This is a genomic window from uncultured Phocaeicola sp. (genome assembly GCF_948499155.1).
Lineage (GTDB): Bacteria > Bacteroidota > Bacteroidia > Bacteroidales > Bacteroidaceae > Phocaeicola > Phocaeicola faecalis.
The window spans coordinates 115,792-131,728 of sequence record NZ_CAOOSE010000007.1 but is presented as its reverse complement, the minus strand read 5'-3'; the positions used below and the strand labels follow the sequence as shown (position 1 = coordinate 131,728).

At 43.5% G+C, this 15,937-nt stretch carries 10 protein-coding genes and 1 pseudogene; 6 read left to right on the top strand and 5 right to left on the bottom strand.

Features of this window, described 5'->3' with window-relative positions; genetic code table 11:
- Nucleotides 1-59: 59 nt before the first annotated feature.
- On the bottom strand, nucleotides 60-1,370 hold the full coding sequence (locus QYT14_RS07690; RefSeq protein ID WP_288324729.1) for an ATP-binding protein: 1,311 nt from the start codon (nucleotides 1,368-1,370) through the stop codon (nucleotides 60-62).
- A gap of 6 nt (nucleotides 1,371-1,376) precedes the next feature.
- Nucleotides 1,377-2,711, bottom strand: a complete 1,335-nt coding sequence (locus QYT14_RS07685; protein WP_288324805.1) for a sigma-54 dependent transcriptional regulator — start codon at nucleotides 2,709-2,711, stop codon at nucleotides 1,377-1,379.
- Nucleotides 2,712-3,056: 345 nt separating this feature from the next.
- On the opposite strand from QYT14_RS07685, the gene QYT14_RS07680 reads away from it, so the two are divergent.
- The 6 genes and pseudogenes from QYT14_RS07680 to QYT14_RS07655 form a co-directional block, all read left to right on the top strand.
- Nucleotides 3,057-4,352 carry a TolC family protein gene (locus QYT14_RS07680; RefSeq protein ID WP_288324730.1) on the top strand — a complete coding sequence of 432 codons (1,296 nt, stop codon included), beginning with the start codon at nucleotides 3,057-3,059 and terminating at the stop codon, nucleotides 4,350-4,352.
- A 12-nt stretch (nucleotides 4,353-4,364) separates the two neighbouring features.
- Nucleotides 4,365-5,612 carry an efflux RND transporter periplasmic adaptor subunit gene (locus QYT14_RS07675; protein ID WP_288324731.1) on the top strand — a complete coding sequence of 416 codons (1,248 nt, stop codon included), beginning with the start codon at nucleotides 4,365-4,367 and terminating at the stop codon, nucleotides 5,610-5,612.
- Nucleotides 5,613-5,624: 12 nt separating this feature from the next.
- Nucleotides 5,625-8,030 carry an ABC transporter permease gene (locus QYT14_RS07670; protein ID WP_288324806.1) on the top strand — a complete coding sequence of 802 codons (2,406 nt, stop codon included), beginning with the start codon at nucleotides 5,625-5,627 and terminating at the stop codon, nucleotides 8,028-8,030.
- Between the two features lie 21 nt (nucleotides 8,031-8,051).
- Nucleotides 8,052-8,738 carry an ABC transporter ATP-binding protein gene (locus QYT14_RS07665; protein ID WP_288324732.1) on the top strand — a complete coding sequence of 229 codons (687 nt, stop codon included), beginning with the start codon at nucleotides 8,052-8,054 and terminating at the stop codon, nucleotides 8,736-8,738.
- A gap of 191 nt (nucleotides 8,739-8,929) precedes the next feature.
- Complete coding sequence (locus QYT14_RS07660) at nucleotides 8,930-10,597, top strand: formate--tetrahydrofolate ligase (RefSeq protein ID WP_288324733.1); 1,668 nt, start codon at nucleotides 8,930-8,932, stop codon at nucleotides 10,595-10,597.
- A gap of 44 nt (nucleotides 10,598-10,641) precedes the next feature.
- Nucleotides 10,642-11,040, top strand: a pseudogene (locus tag QYT14_RS07655) (NifB/NifX family molybdenum-iron cluster-binding protein); the annotation flags it as partial.
- A 646-nt stretch (nucleotides 11,041-11,686) separates the two neighbouring features.
- Here the strand turns inward: QYT14_RS07655 and gcvP are convergent.
- The 3 genes from gcvP to rsmG all read right to left on the bottom strand — a co-directional run bounded on the left by gcvP (nucleotide 11,687) and on the right by rsmG (nucleotide 15,931).
- Entirely contained in the window at nucleotides 11,687-14,536 is a 2,850-nt protein-coding gene (gene gcvP / locus QYT14_RS07650) for an aminomethyl-transferring glycine dehydrogenase (RefSeq protein WP_288324735.1), read from the bottom strand.
- Nucleotides 14,537-14,645: 109 nt separating this feature from the next.
- Entirely contained in the window at nucleotides 14,646-15,284 is a 639-nt protein-coding gene (locus tag QYT14_RS07645) for an MBL fold metallo-hydrolase (RefSeq protein WP_288324736.1), read from the bottom strand.
- A gap of 20 nt (nucleotides 15,285-15,304) precedes the next feature.
- Complete coding sequence (rsmG, locus tag QYT14_RS07640) at nucleotides 15,305-15,931, bottom strand: 16S rRNA (guanine(527)-N(7))-methyltransferase RsmG (RefSeq protein WP_288324737.1); 627 nt, start codon at nucleotides 15,929-15,931, stop codon at nucleotides 15,305-15,307.
- Between the last annotated feature and the right edge of the window lie 6 nt (nucleotides 15,932-15,937).

Below are 15,937 nucleotides of genomic sequence, written 5' to 3'. Positions count from 1 at the left end.
ACTTTGAGTGAAAACTGTTATCGGAGAAAGTGGTATCTAATGATATTAGAAGTTTGTTTTCAGGGGGAATCCGGCCATTCTATGACAAAAACTGTTTTTCCTTTTTGGCTTTCCTGTAAGTAGAAATTGCCTTCATGCTTTTTAATGATTTGTTGGCACAGGCTGAGGCCGATTCCCATTCCTTCTGTTTTTGTGGTGAAGAATGGTACAAAGATTTTCTCTTGTAGTCCAATAGGAATCCCTTTCCCATTGTCCGTTATATGAATGCGCAATTTTTCGCATTGGGTCAGGTTGATTTCTATTTCCCCTTCAGTTTCTCCTTCCAGGGCTTGGATGCTGTTTTTAAGGAGGTTCAGAAAAACCTGTGAAAGTTGTTTTTCGTCTCCTTCAACCGTTATGTCGTTTGGAGTGCTACGCAGGGTGAACCGAATGTGTGCCATTTCGAAATCTGATTGTAAGAGTATCCCCAGGTTATGAAGTGCAGTTGTCAGCGAGAATGTTTCTTTTACAGGCTCAGGAAGACAAGAAAGATGGCGGTAAGATTCTGTAAATTCCATTAATCGTTCGCTTTGCTCACGTATTACATTCAGGCCTCGTGTTATTTTTTCATCGGTTTGGGGACGGGCAGAAAGTGTTTGTGCCAGTGATACAATGGGGGCTATGGTATTCATGATTTCATGGGTGAGTACGCGTGTTAGTTTGCTCCATGATTCACTTTCTTTCTCACTCAACTCATTGCTGATGTCTTTGATGGCAAGCAGGGTTATGGTTTCCGACTCCAGTTTCATGTAGTTTAGGGAAAGCGAAAGCTGACGTTTGCCAATGGAATGTATGACAGCTGGTTTTTGTATCTTATTTTGTTGAAGGAAGTCTCTTATTTCGGGATAACGCTGTTTTAATTGGCGGACGAAAATCAGTTGTTCAAACCCTAAAAGCAAGAGTGCCATACTGTTTGCCAGTATGATTTTTCCTTCAGAATTCCATGCAATGACACCACTTGGGATCTCTTCCAATAAAGAATAGTAGAATTTTTCTTGTTTTCGACTGTCGGATTTGGCAGTGGCAAGTAGTTCGTTTATGCGGTTGAGAGAATGGCTGAGCGCATTCATCTCCTTGTCCTCGGAATACTCGTTGAACTGTATCATGTTTTCTTTGTCTTCTATGGCATTGAAGAAGAGCCTGAGTTTGGCATTAGATTTGTTTAGTCGTTTTACGAGGGCTCCGATTATAAAGAAGGAAATGGTTATCAATAAGCATCCTATAATAATTCCGGTGTGGGTGATGACCAATACCAACCCAGTTCCGGCTACGCCTAAAATCAAAAGGACATAACAAAGGATGACGGTGTAGAGATGACGGCTGAAGGACATAATAGCTCAGAGTTTGAATCGTTTAATTTTATTGTAGAGTGTCTGGCGGCTGATACCCAGTTGCTCGGCCGTTGCTGTCAGGTTACCATCATTTTGCCGGATAGCTGTTTCAATGGCTTGCCGTTCCACTTCTTCCAAGTTGGGGACAACCGTAGATAGTTGGGGGCTCCATGTCTGTTTCACAAAAATATCTTTGGGGCGGATTATGTTGCCTTCACATAGAATAATAGCTTTTTCAATGGAATGTTGCAACTCGCGGATGTTACCAGGCCAATGATAGGAACGGAGCTTTTCTAATGCGTTTTCATGCAAAGAAATGTCTTTTCGTTCGTATTTGTTGGCATAACGGCGGATGAAGTAATCTATAAATAAAAGTATATCATTCCCGCGTTCTCGTAAAGGGGGAAGTTCTAAATGGATGGTATTCAGCCTGTATAACAAATCTTCACGGAAGCGGCCGGATTCTATCCTCTCCTGAATATTAAGGTTGGTAGCTGAAATCAGTCGTATGTCTACGGGAATCACTTTGTTGCTACCTATCCGTGTGATATTTCTGTTTTGTAATGCCGTTAACAATTTTGCTTGCATTCCTAAAGGCAAGTTACCGATTTCGTCCATAAAGAGAGTGCTTCCCGAAGCTGCCTCGAATTTTCCGGGGCGACTTTCGTAAGCATTGGTAAAAGCTCCTCGTTCGTGCCCGAAAAGTTCACTTTCAAACAGTGACTCACTGATGGCTCCCATGTCGATTGTTACCATCTCTTGTTCCCGGCGGGAAGAAAGATGGTGGATTTCGCGTGCCAGCATTTCTTTTCCGGTTCCGTTTTCGCCGGTGATAAGAATATTGGCATCAGTGCGTGCTACTTTGATAACCATTTTCATGAGTTGTTGCATGGCGGGCGATTGTCCGACAATCATTTGTGGCTTATGGTTTAGGATAGAGGAAGGAGTTTTGTTTTTCTTTCTGTTGCCGAATGCTTCTTTTATTTTGCGTACAAGGGTTTGATTATCCCAAGGTTTCAGTAAAAAGTCGGTGGCTTCATTCTTCAGTGCTTTGACGGCCAATTCCACATCTCCGTAGGCAGTGAGCATTACAACAGGAAGGGTAGGGGCGATTTCGCGGATGCGTTTAAGCCAATACAAGCCTTCGTTGCCATTATTGATGCCAGCGGAAAAGTTCATGTCGAGAATGATGACATCTATTGGCGAAGTATTGAGTATGGATATGATTTGGTTAGGATTACTGGCTGTTTTAATTTCGCAGAACTCTGTTTCTAATAAAAGTTCCAGTGAAGCCAGTACTCCTTTATTATCGTCTACAATTAAAATAGTTCCTTTTTCCATCATTAATTTGCTTTCGGGGATAAAGATATTTGCTTTTGCCTGTTCCTGCAAATGAGGTGTCTAATAATTGGACGTTTTTGGAGGATTATTTAATAGTTTCTCCTCTAAATTCAGTCTTTCATAGTGAAGTGTCGGTATTTATGGCCTAAAATACATTGTAAAAGTTTGTCCATGACCGAGCTTTGTTCTGGTTGTAGGGAATGGGAGTGTCCATGAGTTGGACGCGGTACCGTCTAAAAAATGGACGGTGTCCGATAATTCCAATTTTGTATATCGTTGATAATTAATAGCTTGGTGTTTATGGCATACCATTTGCTTTACTGTATCCATCAAAGTAAAAACAGTATGAAAAACAAAATGATAATTGCGTATATATTGTCCGGATTGGTTTTGCCGGCAGGTGGGCAGACTACGTTAGATGATTGCATACACTATGCTTGGAGGCATAATCCCGAATTTAAAAACACACAAATAGAGGTGCAAGAAGCCCATACAGATTATGTGGCGGCTATGGGAAAGTTTATGCCCAGTGTATCTTTACAGGCAGAAGTGGGCAGGCATATAGGCCGTTCTATTGATCCTGGAACTAACAGGTATACTTCTGATTCTTACAACAAAGGAACAATAGGTATGGATGTTACCCTCTCTTTATTTGAAGGGTTTACGCGGATTAACCGTTTGCGCTTTACCCGTTTGGTGCAAAAGGAAAAAGAGTGGAGCCGTCTGGCTAAACAGAATGAGTTGGCTTATCAAGTGGTTGAGGCTTATTATAAAGTGATATTGGATGAAAAACTTTTGCAGTTGGCCGAAGAGCAATTACATTTGGGCGAACGCTATTTAAAGCAGACCGAGATGTTTTTGGCATTAGGCTTACGGTCTGCCTCCGATCTTCAAGAAGTGAAAGCACGTTATCAGGGAGATGTGTCCCGTTACAGTTCGTATGCAAAGAACCGGAAGATGTCGCTTCTCTATTTAAAAGACCTGATAGGGATGAAAGCGTCCGAAGAATTAGCTGTAGTGTGTGCGGATAAAGATAGTGTGGTGGCATTGCCTGTGATAAATGCTGAAGAACTCTATTTGCAGTCCACACGCGTATTGCCAGATTATAAGAAGATGGAAATGTGGGAACGGGCTGCGCGTAAGGAGTTGGCTGTGGCTTTTGGACAGCTCAGTCCTACTATTTATGCCCGTTTTTCGTGGGGGTCTGATTTTTATAATTCTTTATTTTCCTTGCACCAGATACACGACCATTGGAATAAATATATAGGTGTGGGAGTTTCGTTCCCTTTATTTATCGGTTTAGATCGTTACGCTTCTTTGAAAAAGAAAAAAAATAACGTATTACGTGTGCGTAATCGTATTGAGGCGGAAAAAAATAACTTGCGCACTGGGACGGAGCAAGTTGTTTTGTCGTTGCATGCAGGATTGGAGGAGCATCGGCAGGCTATGCTGCAAGTACAGACCGAAACACAAGTATTGAAAGAGATGGAACGTAAATGGGAGGAGGGGCTTGTTTCGGTCTTCCAGTTGATGGAGTCACGCAATCGTTTACTTTCGGCAAAAGCAGAACAAGTGCGAGCAAGGTTGCAGTATGAGTTGGCTTTGCGCTTGGCCAGTTATTATCAGACAGGAAGTTTTTAATAAAAATAATATATGGATACACAAATAGAACACAAGAAAAGGTTTACCTCAAAACAAATTTACGGTGGGGTGGGCATCGTTTTTTTAATAGTACTAATTCTTTATTTATTTTTTCGCGATACCAGCTCTTCCATGGCAGTGGAAAAGAACCGGATAACTATTGTCACTATCAAGGAAGGTGAGTTTAATGACTATATCCGTGTCATCGGCCAGGTACTTCCCAGTCGCATGATTTATCTGGATGCCATTGAAGGGGGAAGGGTGGAGGAACGTCTTTTTGAGGAGGGGGCCATGGTGAAAAAAGGGGATGCTATCCTTCGTTTAAGCAATCCGTTGCTTAACATTGGCATCATGCAAAGTGAAGCTGATCTTGCTTATCAGGAAAATGAGCTTCGAAATACTCGTATCAGTATGGAACAGGAACGACTGAGGTTGAAACAGGAACGTATCGGCATACATAAAGAGTTCCTTACAAAAAGGCGACGCTACGAACAATACAAGCGTTTGCTGGAAGAACAACTGATAGCTCGTGAAGATTATCGGTTGGCAACCGAGGAATATGAGGCGGCTCGTGAGCAACTGCTTATACTAGACGAACGCATCCGGCAGGACAGCCTGTTCCGTTTGACCCAGATCGCCAGTCTTGACGAGAATATACTGAATATGAAACGCAGTCTTGCCTTGGTGCGTGAACGGCTGGAGAATCTGAAGGTAAAAGCACCGATAGATGGGCAGGTAGGAAACCTTGAAGCCCAAATAGGGCAGTCCATTGCGGCAGGCGAGCATATAGGGCAAATCATCACTGCTGACTTGAAAGTACAGGCATTGATTGACGAACATTATGTAGAACGAGTGGTTCAGAAGTTGCCGGCCGACTTCACACGTGACGGTGAAAATTATAAACTAGAAGTGACTAAAGTATATCCAGAGGTGAAAGAGGGGCAGTTTCGTACTGATTTTCGTTTTACTACAGGACGCCCGGAGAATATCCGTGCCGGGCAGACTTATCATGTCAATCTTCAGTTGGGTGATCCGGTGAAGGCTGTCCTGATTCCTCGTGGTGGTTTTTTTCAGATAACTGGAGGCCGATGGGTGTATGTTGTCGATGAAAGTGGTAAATTTGCTGTTCGCCATCCTATCCGTATCGGACGGCAGAACCCACAATACTATGAGGTTACTGAAGGACTGAAACCTGGGGAACGGGTGATTGTTTCCGGATATGAATTGTTTGGTAATAATGAAAAATTAATATTAAAATAAGTCTGTAATATGATTAATTACTTTTCGCAAGTGATACGTGGCCAGCGAGTTAAGAAATCTTTAGTACTGGTAAACATAATGGGATTGTCTGTTTGTATTGCAACAGCACTGCTCATCATACTTTATGTATGGTCGGAGTTGAGTTACGATTCATTTCACAATACCGAGCGTGTATATCGTGTTGAAAGTCGGTTGTATGAAGGCGAAACGCTTACAGATAATTGGGCGACTACAGCTTACGGGCATGCGCCCACAATGGAGCGCGAGATTGCCGGCATTGATAAGTATGTCCGTGTGACGGCACAAGACCGCGAACAAGTGGTGAATTATTTCGATAGGAGGTTTGCCGAAGGACATTACTGTTATACCGAACCTGCTTTTTTTGAAATATTCAATTTTCCGATAATCAAAGGAGATAAGGCCGGACAATTGGTACGCCCTAATACGATAGTGCTGACCGAAAGTGCGGCAAAACGCTATTTCGGTGGTGAAGATCCGATAGGTAAAGTATTGACTTTCAGTACGTCCTCATCGCAGCAAAATTTTGAAGTAACCGGTGTAATAGCGGATATGCCCGTCCGTTCTCATTTGCAATACGATTTTTTACTTTCATATAGTACGATTCCTAAAGAACGGCAGGACATTTGGTACATCCATGGGGTTTATACTTATGTCCGCTTGATATCTGGAAAGCGTCTGGCAGAGATCGAAGAGGCTTTCCTCAACATATCCGATAAGTATAAAACCGATGCGCTGAAACATAAGACTTGGGCGGTGGAACTGATACCGCTGGAGGACATTCACCTTACTCCGCAAAAAGCCTACGAGAAAGAAGTGAAAGGGAGTCGGGCTGCCGTTTTTATCCTGTCGGTGATGTCTGTTGCCCTGCTACTGATAGGCTGGGCAAATGCCTTGAACCTGACGGTGGCGCGTTTTCTGGAACGCGGGCGTGAGTTCGGATTATGCAAGGTTTTTGGCGCTTCGCGCCGTCAGATTATCATCCAGGGGCTTTTTGAATCAGGTTTTATGAATCTGTTGGCTACACTGATAGCCTTTGGTTGGTTGGAACTTCTTTTACCTTTTGTTTATCGTTGGGCAGGGCAAAACTTCGGGACGGATATATTTATGTTACCCGCTTTTTGGGGGATTGTAGCCGGAATTGTTGTTATCGGTACGTTTGTCGTAGGGCTCTATCCTTCGTGGCTGATGGTTACTATACGTCCGTCAGAGATTATGAGGGGGAAACTATTGCATGGCAAACGCGGCAACCGGATAAGGAAAGTGCTGATTGTGGTTCAATTTCTGATTTCTTTTGTCCTGATTGCCGGCATGTTTACAGTAGTCCGACAGGTTCGTTATATGCAAAGTGAGGCTTCTGTTGGTTTCCATTCACATATGTTGGTCATTAAGTATCCTTCATTTACTGAGGGGTTGGCACTGCGTATGGAAAGTTTCACCAAGCGTCTGAAGCAGCGGGCGGATGTAAGCCATGTTACTGTTTCGGGGGCTGTTCCTGGGGTAGAGGTGGCAAATTACTTCACCAATCGCCCCTATGGAAGCGATCCTTCGCAGGTGAAACTGATACAGATGTTTGCCGTAGATTATGATTATCTGCTTGCCTATATGCCCGATCTGATATGTGGGCGGTATTTTTCTGAGGATTTTGGTGGTGATTTCAACCGGATAGTGCTCAACGAGGAAGCTGTTAGACTGTTAGGCTATGAATCGCCCGAAGCTGCATTGGGACAACAGGTTAAAATGGAGGTGGTGCCTGATCCGCTTGAAATTATCGGGGTGGTGAGAAACTATTACCAGCAGTCACTTTCTGTGGCATACAAACCCATTATCTTCTTTATGAAAGAACGGGTACCGTTTATTGCAACTCCTTATATTTCAATCCGCCTGACAGGTGAAAGAGAAGATAGTGCTTTGACAGAAATTGGGCAGCTGTATCGTGAATACTTTCCGACTTCTTTATTCTCTTATTTCTTTTTGAATGATTTGAGCACTTTCCTATATAAATCAGACCGTAATTTCGGTTGGATATTTGCTTGTGCTTCTTTACTTACTGTGTTTGTTGCCTGTCTCGGATTGTGGGTCGTAACACTGTTTTCAACCTTGTCGCGCTTGAAAGAAGTGGGTATCCGTAAAGTACTTGGCGCCAATAAAAGCAGTCTGTTTTTTGTCTTGACTAAGGAACTGATGCTACTCATTGTATTGTCATCTGCCATCGGCATTCCTGTATCAGCGGTGTTGATGGACGGCTGGTTGGAAACATATGCTTTCCACATTTCGTTGTCCTGGTGGATATATGCAGTTACTTTCATGTTGCTGATGTTGACTGCGTTTCTTACCGTCTTTCAACAAGTGTGGCGCATAATCCGCCTGAAGCCGATGCGTATTTTGAAATATGAATAACAAATAAATATTGAACTGATTATGATTAAAACTGAAAAACTGACAAAACTCTTCACTACCGAAGAAGTACAGACAAAGGCATTGAACGAAGTTACTTTGCAGGTAGAACAAGGGGAATTTGTTGCCATAATGGGGCCTTCGGGATGCGGTAAGTCAACACTGCTGAATATTTTGGGTACACTTGATTCGCCCACTTCCGGCTCTTACTCTTTTGAGGGAAGGCAAGTGGAGAAAATGAACGAGAACCAGCTTACCGCTCTTCGGAAAGGCAATCTCGGTTTTATTTTCCAGAGTTTTAACCTGATTGACGAACTCACTGTGTATGAGAACGTGGAGTTGCCCCTTATTTATATGGGGGTTAAAGCCGGGAAACGCAAAGAAAAAGTAAACAAAGTTCTCGAAAAAGTGAACTTATTGCATCGTGTCAACCATTATCCCCAGCAACTGTCTGGTGGACAGCAACAACGTGTAGCTATTGCTCGTGCCGTAGTGACGGATTGTAAATTGCTTCTCGCCGATGAACCTACTGGAAATCTGGATTCGGTGAACGGTATAGAAGTAATGGAGTTATTGAGCGAATTAAACCACCAAGGAACTACTATCGTCATTGTTACCCATTCTCAACGGGATGCGATGTATGCACACCGTGTTATCCAATTGCTGGACGGACAAATTGTAGCTGAAAATATTAACCATCCGTTGGAATGAATAACAGATGCATGTACTTTTCCTATTTGGTTGGAATGTTATTTTACGTCTGTGGAATGGTGGAAGCAAACATAAAGATAAAACAAAAAGGCATGATTATCTGTTTAATAGTATTCCGCTCTTTGATTTAATCGAAAATAGAGTTGAAAAGTAACCAATTTATATTACCTTTGCCGCCTAAAATAAAAAAAATGAAATCGGATATTGAAATAGCACGCAGCATTGAGCTGACAAAGATTAAACAGATAGCCCGCGAAACCGGAATTCCTGTTGAGCACATTAGTAATTATGGCCGATATATAGCCAAAGTAGACGAAAACCAGATTGATGAGGAAAAGGTACAAAAGAATAACCTGATTCTAGTTACTGCCATCACTCCGACCAAAGCCGGTATCGGAAAAACAACCGTCTCCATCGGGTTGGCGTTGGGGTTGAACAAGATTGGCAAGAAGGCCATCGTTGCTTTGCGCGAACCTTCATTGGGGCCTTGTTTCGGTATGAAAGGCGGAGCAGCCGGAGGAGGATATGCCCAAGTCTTGCCTATGGATAAAATCAATCTTCATTTTACGGGAGACTTTCATGCAATAACCTCTGCTCACAACATGATTTCTGCCTTGCTTGATAATTATCTTTATCAGAATCGCGACAATGGTTTCGGCTTGAAGGAAGTGTTGTGGAAGAGAGTACTGGACGTCAACGACCGCTCTTTGCGTTATATCGTTACCGGTTTGGGGCCGAAAACGAACGGCATCACTCAGGAGTCGGGTTTTGATATTACTCCGGCATCAGAGATAATGGCGATTCTCTGTCTTGCCAATGATGAAGATGATCTTCGCCGTCGTATTGAAAATATCCTGCTTGGCTTTACATACGATAACAAGCCTTTCACAGTGAAAGACTTAGGGGTGGCGGGAGCAATCACGGTGCTTTTGAAAGATGCTCTTTCACCTAATTTGGTGCAGACCACCGAGCATACGGCTGCTTTTGTACACGGAGGCCCGTTTGCCAATATTGCCCACGGATGCAATTCTATCCTTGCAACTAAGATGGCGATGACCTTTGGTGATTATACTATTACGGAAGCCGGCTTTGGTGCCGACCTCGGTGCAGAGAAGTTCTATGACATTAAATGCCGCAAAGCCGGAATTGCTCCGAAACTGACGGTGCTTGTCGTTACGGCACGTGCCTTGAAGATGCATGGCGGTGTAGCCCAAGACAAAATCAAGGAACCCAATTTGGAAGCTTTGCAACAGGGCATTGCCAATATGGACAAACATTTGCGTAATTTGCGGTCCTTCGGACAGACAGTGATTGTTGCCTTCAACCGTTACGGTGATGATACTCAGGAGGAAATAGATTTTCTACGTACCCATTGTGCGAAAGAAGGTGTCGGTTTTGCTGTCAACAATGCTTTCACTCAAGGTGGAGAGGGGGCCGTGGAGCTGGCGGAACTTGTTGTAAGGACTATTGATGAACAGCCTTCGGAGCCGTTGCATTTTGCTTATGATAATGAAGACAGTGTAGAAACAAAGATTTCAAAAGTGGCAGCTCATCTTTATGGTGCGGATATTATCACTTACAGTGCTGCTGCCCGCAAGAAGTTGAAACATATCGGAGAACTGGGATATGCTCATTTCCCCATTTGCATTGCGAAAACACAGTATTCATTTTCTACCGACCCTAAACTTTATGGTGCAGTGGAGGGCTTTGAGTTCCATGTGCAGGATATTGTGATGAATGCCGGAGCTGAGATGCTGGTTGTCATTGCCGGAGAAATCATGCGTATGCCGGGCTTGCCGAAAGAGCCGCAAGCACTGCATATTGATATTGTAAACGGAGAAATAGAGGGGTTGTCATAATCCCTTTCTCTGTGTCTTTTAATTCTTATTTTGATTCTTAAAGTAATAAAAATATGGTTATGACTAAAATTGCAATTCCTACCAGAAATAATGTCGTAGACAACCATTTCGGTCATTGTGAGTTTTATACCATTCTGACGATTGGACAAAATCATGAGATACTGAGCTGCGAAACGTTGCCTTCTCCCGAAGGATGCGGATGTAAATCGAATATAGCCGGTCAACTGGAGGAGATGGGAGTGAGCGTGATGCTAGCAGGAAATATGGGGCAAGGAGCCTTGAATGTACTAACCAATCATCATATAAAGGTGATAAGAGGTTGCTCGGGAGCTGTTCTTGATGTGGCAAATGCTTATCTGAAAGGCGAGATAAAAGACTCGGGCGAAGGTTGTCATCACCATGATGCCGAAGGAGAGCACGAATGTGCCCATCATCATGGATAACCAAACGCTGGTTTATCTTCTTTTAGTACAGATTGCACGGATTGATGCGGAATACGATACCTTTATTGTTTCGTGCAATCCGTCATCAATTCGTGCAATGCTTTTTCAATGCCGATAGCACTTAAAATGGGTCAGCTGCAAAAGTCCGTGTTTTGTCTCTTCTCCGTATCTCTATCCGAATATCAAACGACATAAAATTTTGAGTCACTTACTCCTCTAAGCTCAGAACGAAATCCTTTCATCTCCATATCTCTTTATTATGGGAATATCAAGTGTTGAACTCCCTAAGCCGTTTCATTAGCCGGCCTAAGCGTTTTCGTCCTTTCGATTATGCCTGTCCATTAGTCGGATTACTACAGTCTCCGGCAGCGGACTGTATAGTCCGTTGCAGTGGACCGTACAGTCCATTGCAGTAGACTGTACAGTCCATTGCCGCAGACTGTAATAATCTTCCGTTTAAAAGACCTTGGCTGACCCTAAGAAAAGGCTTACTCTTCCCTTCGTTTGTGATATGATATTTAAATCACCAAGAAAACAATGTGGTCCATTTTCAGACATGAGTCCTGAGTACTCAAAAACAAATCCCGAATATTCACATTTTAACAATGAATATTCGGGATTCTATTATTATGATGCTGTTACGGACTTATTCAAACTTTCCGTAGCGTGTCGGCAACAGTTTGCGGTCGCCCAATGTATTATCTACTCTCGCTACATTAATCCAGAACTTGTTTTCACGTACTGTTTCGATAGGATAAGCAGCTTTTTCGCGACTGTAGCTGTGGTTCCATTCATTGGCAACTACTTCGTATTCGGGATGGGGAGCATTGAGCAATACATTATCTTCCTTGTCCGCTTTGCCCTCTTTCACTTCCTGAATTTCCTGCCAGATGGTCTGCATCACATTCACAAAGTTATCCAATTCCCAAAGACTTTCACTCTCGGTAGGTTCAATCATTAACGTACCGTGTACGGGGAAAGACAGGGTAGGTGCATGATAACCGTAATCCATCAGACGTTTGGCAATATCATTTTCGCTGATACCTGCTTCTTCATGCAGATAACGGCAGTCCAAAATCATTTCGTGTCCTACAAACCCTGTAGCACCTGTGTAGACAATGCCATAAGTATCTTTGAAACATGCAGCCAGATAGTTAGCACTCAGAATAGCGGTTTTGGTAGCACGTGTCAATCCTTCGGCGCCCATCATACAGATATACCCGTATGTGATTGGCAGGATACCTGCGCTGCCATAAGGAGCAGAGGAAACTTCATTGGAACTGTTTCCGAAAATGGAATGTCCCGGAAGGAACGGAACCAGATGTTCGGCTACACAAACAGGACCTACACCGGGGCCGCCACCACCATGAGGACTGGCGAAGGTTTTATGCAAGTTAAGATGGCAGACGTCTGCACCGATAGTGCCCGGATTAGTTAAACCAACCTGTGCATTCATATTGGCCCCATCCATATATACTTGTGCACCGCACTTATGGATAATTTTACAAATCTCGGCTATCTCAGGTTCAAATATTCCGTGAGTGGATGGATAAGTAATCATCAATGCTGCCAGCTCGTCTTTGTGCTCTTCAGCCTTGGCACGCAAATCTTCTACATCTACATTACCTTTCTCATCGCAAGCACAAGTGACGGTAGTGTAACCGCATTGTACAGCCGATGCCGGGTTTGTTCCGTGGGCAGAAGCAGGAATCAATATCTTGTTACGGTGGCCTTGGCCAATGCTGTCCAGATAAGCGCGGATGACACGCAGACCGGTATATTCGCCTGCAGCACCCGAGTTAGGTTGGAGAGTGACTCCCGCAAATCCGGTAATCACTTTTAATTGCTCGCTTAAGTTATTGATTAGTGTCTGATATCCTTTTGCTTGGTCTTCAGGTACTAATGGGTGAATAGCCATCCATCCCAAGTTACTCAGTGGAAGCATTTCTGAAGCGGCATTTAGTTTCATGGTACATGAGCCGAGTGAAATCATGGAATGTGCCAAAGAGATATCTTTGCGTTCCAGACGTTTGATGTAACGCATCATTTCTGTTTCGGTGTGGTACTTGTTGAATACTTCATGTGTCAGGAATGAAGTGCGGCGGCGTAAGTCGCGGTTCAGTGAGGATGCTTCGGGGATGTCGGTTACTTCCTGCATGGTTTCTTCGGCAGCAATAGAGAAGATGGAGAGTAGAAGATTGACATCTTTCAAATCTGTTGTTTCATCGATGCTGAAGCCTACGTCGCCATTGTCGTAGTAACACAAGTTCACTTCTTTGCTCAATGCAATCGTGCGGAGCTTTTGTGCCGATACATGGTCGGGCAGGCTGAAACGCAAGGTGTCGAAAAATATTTCATTGTGCTGTATGTAGCCTAGACGTGCCAGGGCTTTGTTCAGCCAGGTAGTGATACTGTGGATGCGCTTGGCAATGTTCTTGATGCCTTCTTGTCCGTGATATACCGCATAGAAACCTGCCATTGTAGCAAGCAAAGCCTGTGCTGTACAGATGTTGGAAGTTGCTTTTTCACGTTTGATGTGTTGTTCACGGGTCTGTAAAGCCATACGATAACAAACTTTGCCGTATTTATCTTTAGACAGACCGATGATGCGTCCCGGCATATTGCGTTTATATTCGTCACGTGTGGCAAAATATGCTGCTGACGGGCCACCATAGAATAAAGGAATACCTAATCGCTGGGTGCTTCCGAACACAATGTCTGCTCCCCATTCGCCTGGAGGCAGGAGTAGGGCAAGGCTTAGGATATCTGCATCTACCGCTACTTTAGAATTGGCAGCGTGAGCTTTTTCTACAAACTCACGATAATCTTCTACGCTGCCGCTGGCATTCGGATATTGAAGGATGCAGGCAAATATTTCAGGAGTAAACTCCAGTTCTTTGTAACTGCCTACTTTGATTTCCATCCCTTGCGGAATAACGCGCGTTTGGATAACCGCCAAGTTCTGTGGGAAAATACTCTCGTCTACGAACAATACATTAGCACCTTTCTTTTGTTGGTCGCGGCTGCGAAGTCCGTACATCATGGTTGCGGCTTCTGCCGCTGCGGTGGCTTCATCCAACAAAGAGCAGTTGGCAAGAGGCATCGCCGTGAGGTCGGAAATTACGGTCTGGAAGTTGAGTAATGCTTCTAGACGTCCTTGCGAGACTTCTGTTTGATAAGGAGTGTAAGAGGTGTACCATGCCGGATTTTCAAACACATTACGTTGAATAACGGCGGGAGTGATGGTATCATACCAGCCCATACCGATGTAAGAGGTGTAAATCTTGTTTAGAGAGGCCAGTCCTGCAATATGTTCGGCAAATTCGCGTTCGGTCATCGGAGTTTCCAATGCCAATGGCTCTTTCAAACGAATCTTGGACGGAATGGTCTTGTTAATCAGTTCATCAAGGCTTTTTACGCCTATTTTTTCCAACATAGCGGGAAGGTCAGCTTCCTGAATGCCGATATGTCGGTCGGCTAATAAATCTGTTTTCATGGTTTAATAATAGGTTTATATTTTTAATATCGTATCTGCTGCTTACAGATGATTCCGGGCTTGTTGTCGGGATTCATAATAAATTGAAACAGCAGGGTTTATGTTTATTTTATCTGAAAAAAGGATTGTTTCTCTTTTCGGCACCGATAGTGGTCGGGTCTCCATGTCCGGGATAAACTATTGTGTCACCGGGCAGAACAAATAAACGGCTGCAAATATGTTCGCGCAGTTCGTCGAAGTTTCCTCCTGTGAGGTCTGCGCGGCCGATACTTCCCTGAAACAAAACATCACCGCTAAACAGACAGCTTTCTTCTTTGCAATAATAAACGATACTACCGGGAGAGTGTCCGGGGACATGAATTGCTTCCAGCTTGGTGTTTCCGAAGGTAATGATATCTCCGTCGCATACATATTTTCCCAGCGGAACGGTTGGTTCGGGCAATTGGAAACCAAACATTCGTGCCTGCGCGTCTGCTTGGTTCAGCCAAAATTCGTCTGCTTGGTTGGCTTCTGCTTTTAAACCGTATTCTTTCAGCAGAAAAGAATTACCAAAAATATGGTCCAGATGCAGATGTGTGTTCAGCAGATGTTTCACGTTAAGTCCGTTATCATCAATATATTTCTTTAAAGCCTGCTTTTCTTCTTCATAAAAACAGCCGGCATCGATGATTACCGCTTCTTTGGTTTCGTCCGATAATACGTAGCAGTTTACCGGAAACATATTAAACTCGAATCTCTTTATTTTCATGGTGCTTCAATCTATATAATTTAACCGTTGATGGTTACGTAAACTACTTTTTTAGTTTCGAAAAAGTCTTCGCAGAACTCATCTTTCAAGTCGTAAATAACAGTCTTATGCTTTACAGGCATTGTTTCCTGTTCCAATTCTCCTCCTTTCAAGCAAATAAGTCCGTTGGGGAGGGCATTGTGTTGTTCTTGTGAGATATTTTTGCGAATTATTTTTATTAAATCTCCTAAAGGCATAACAGCGCGGCTTACGACGAAATCGAATTTTTCTTTTTCTTCTTCGGCACGGCAATGACGAAAGGTGACATTGGTCAGTCCGATAGCATCGGCTACTTCGGTCGCTACTTTTACTTTTTTTCCAATACTGTCTATTAAGTGAAATTTAGTTTCGGGAAAGAGAATTGCCAAAGGAATGCCCGGAAAGCCACCACCCGTCCCGAGGTCCATGATGCGGGTACCGGGAGTGAAATTTATCACTTTGGCGATGCCTAACGAATGGAGCACGTGGTGTTCGTAAAGGTTAGTAATGTCTTTACGTGAAATCACGTTGATTTTACTGTTCCAGTCAGTATATAAATCATACAGGGCAGCAAACTGTTCTTTTTGCTTCTCTGTGAGATGGGGAAAGTATTTTAAAATTAATTCCATTCTGTT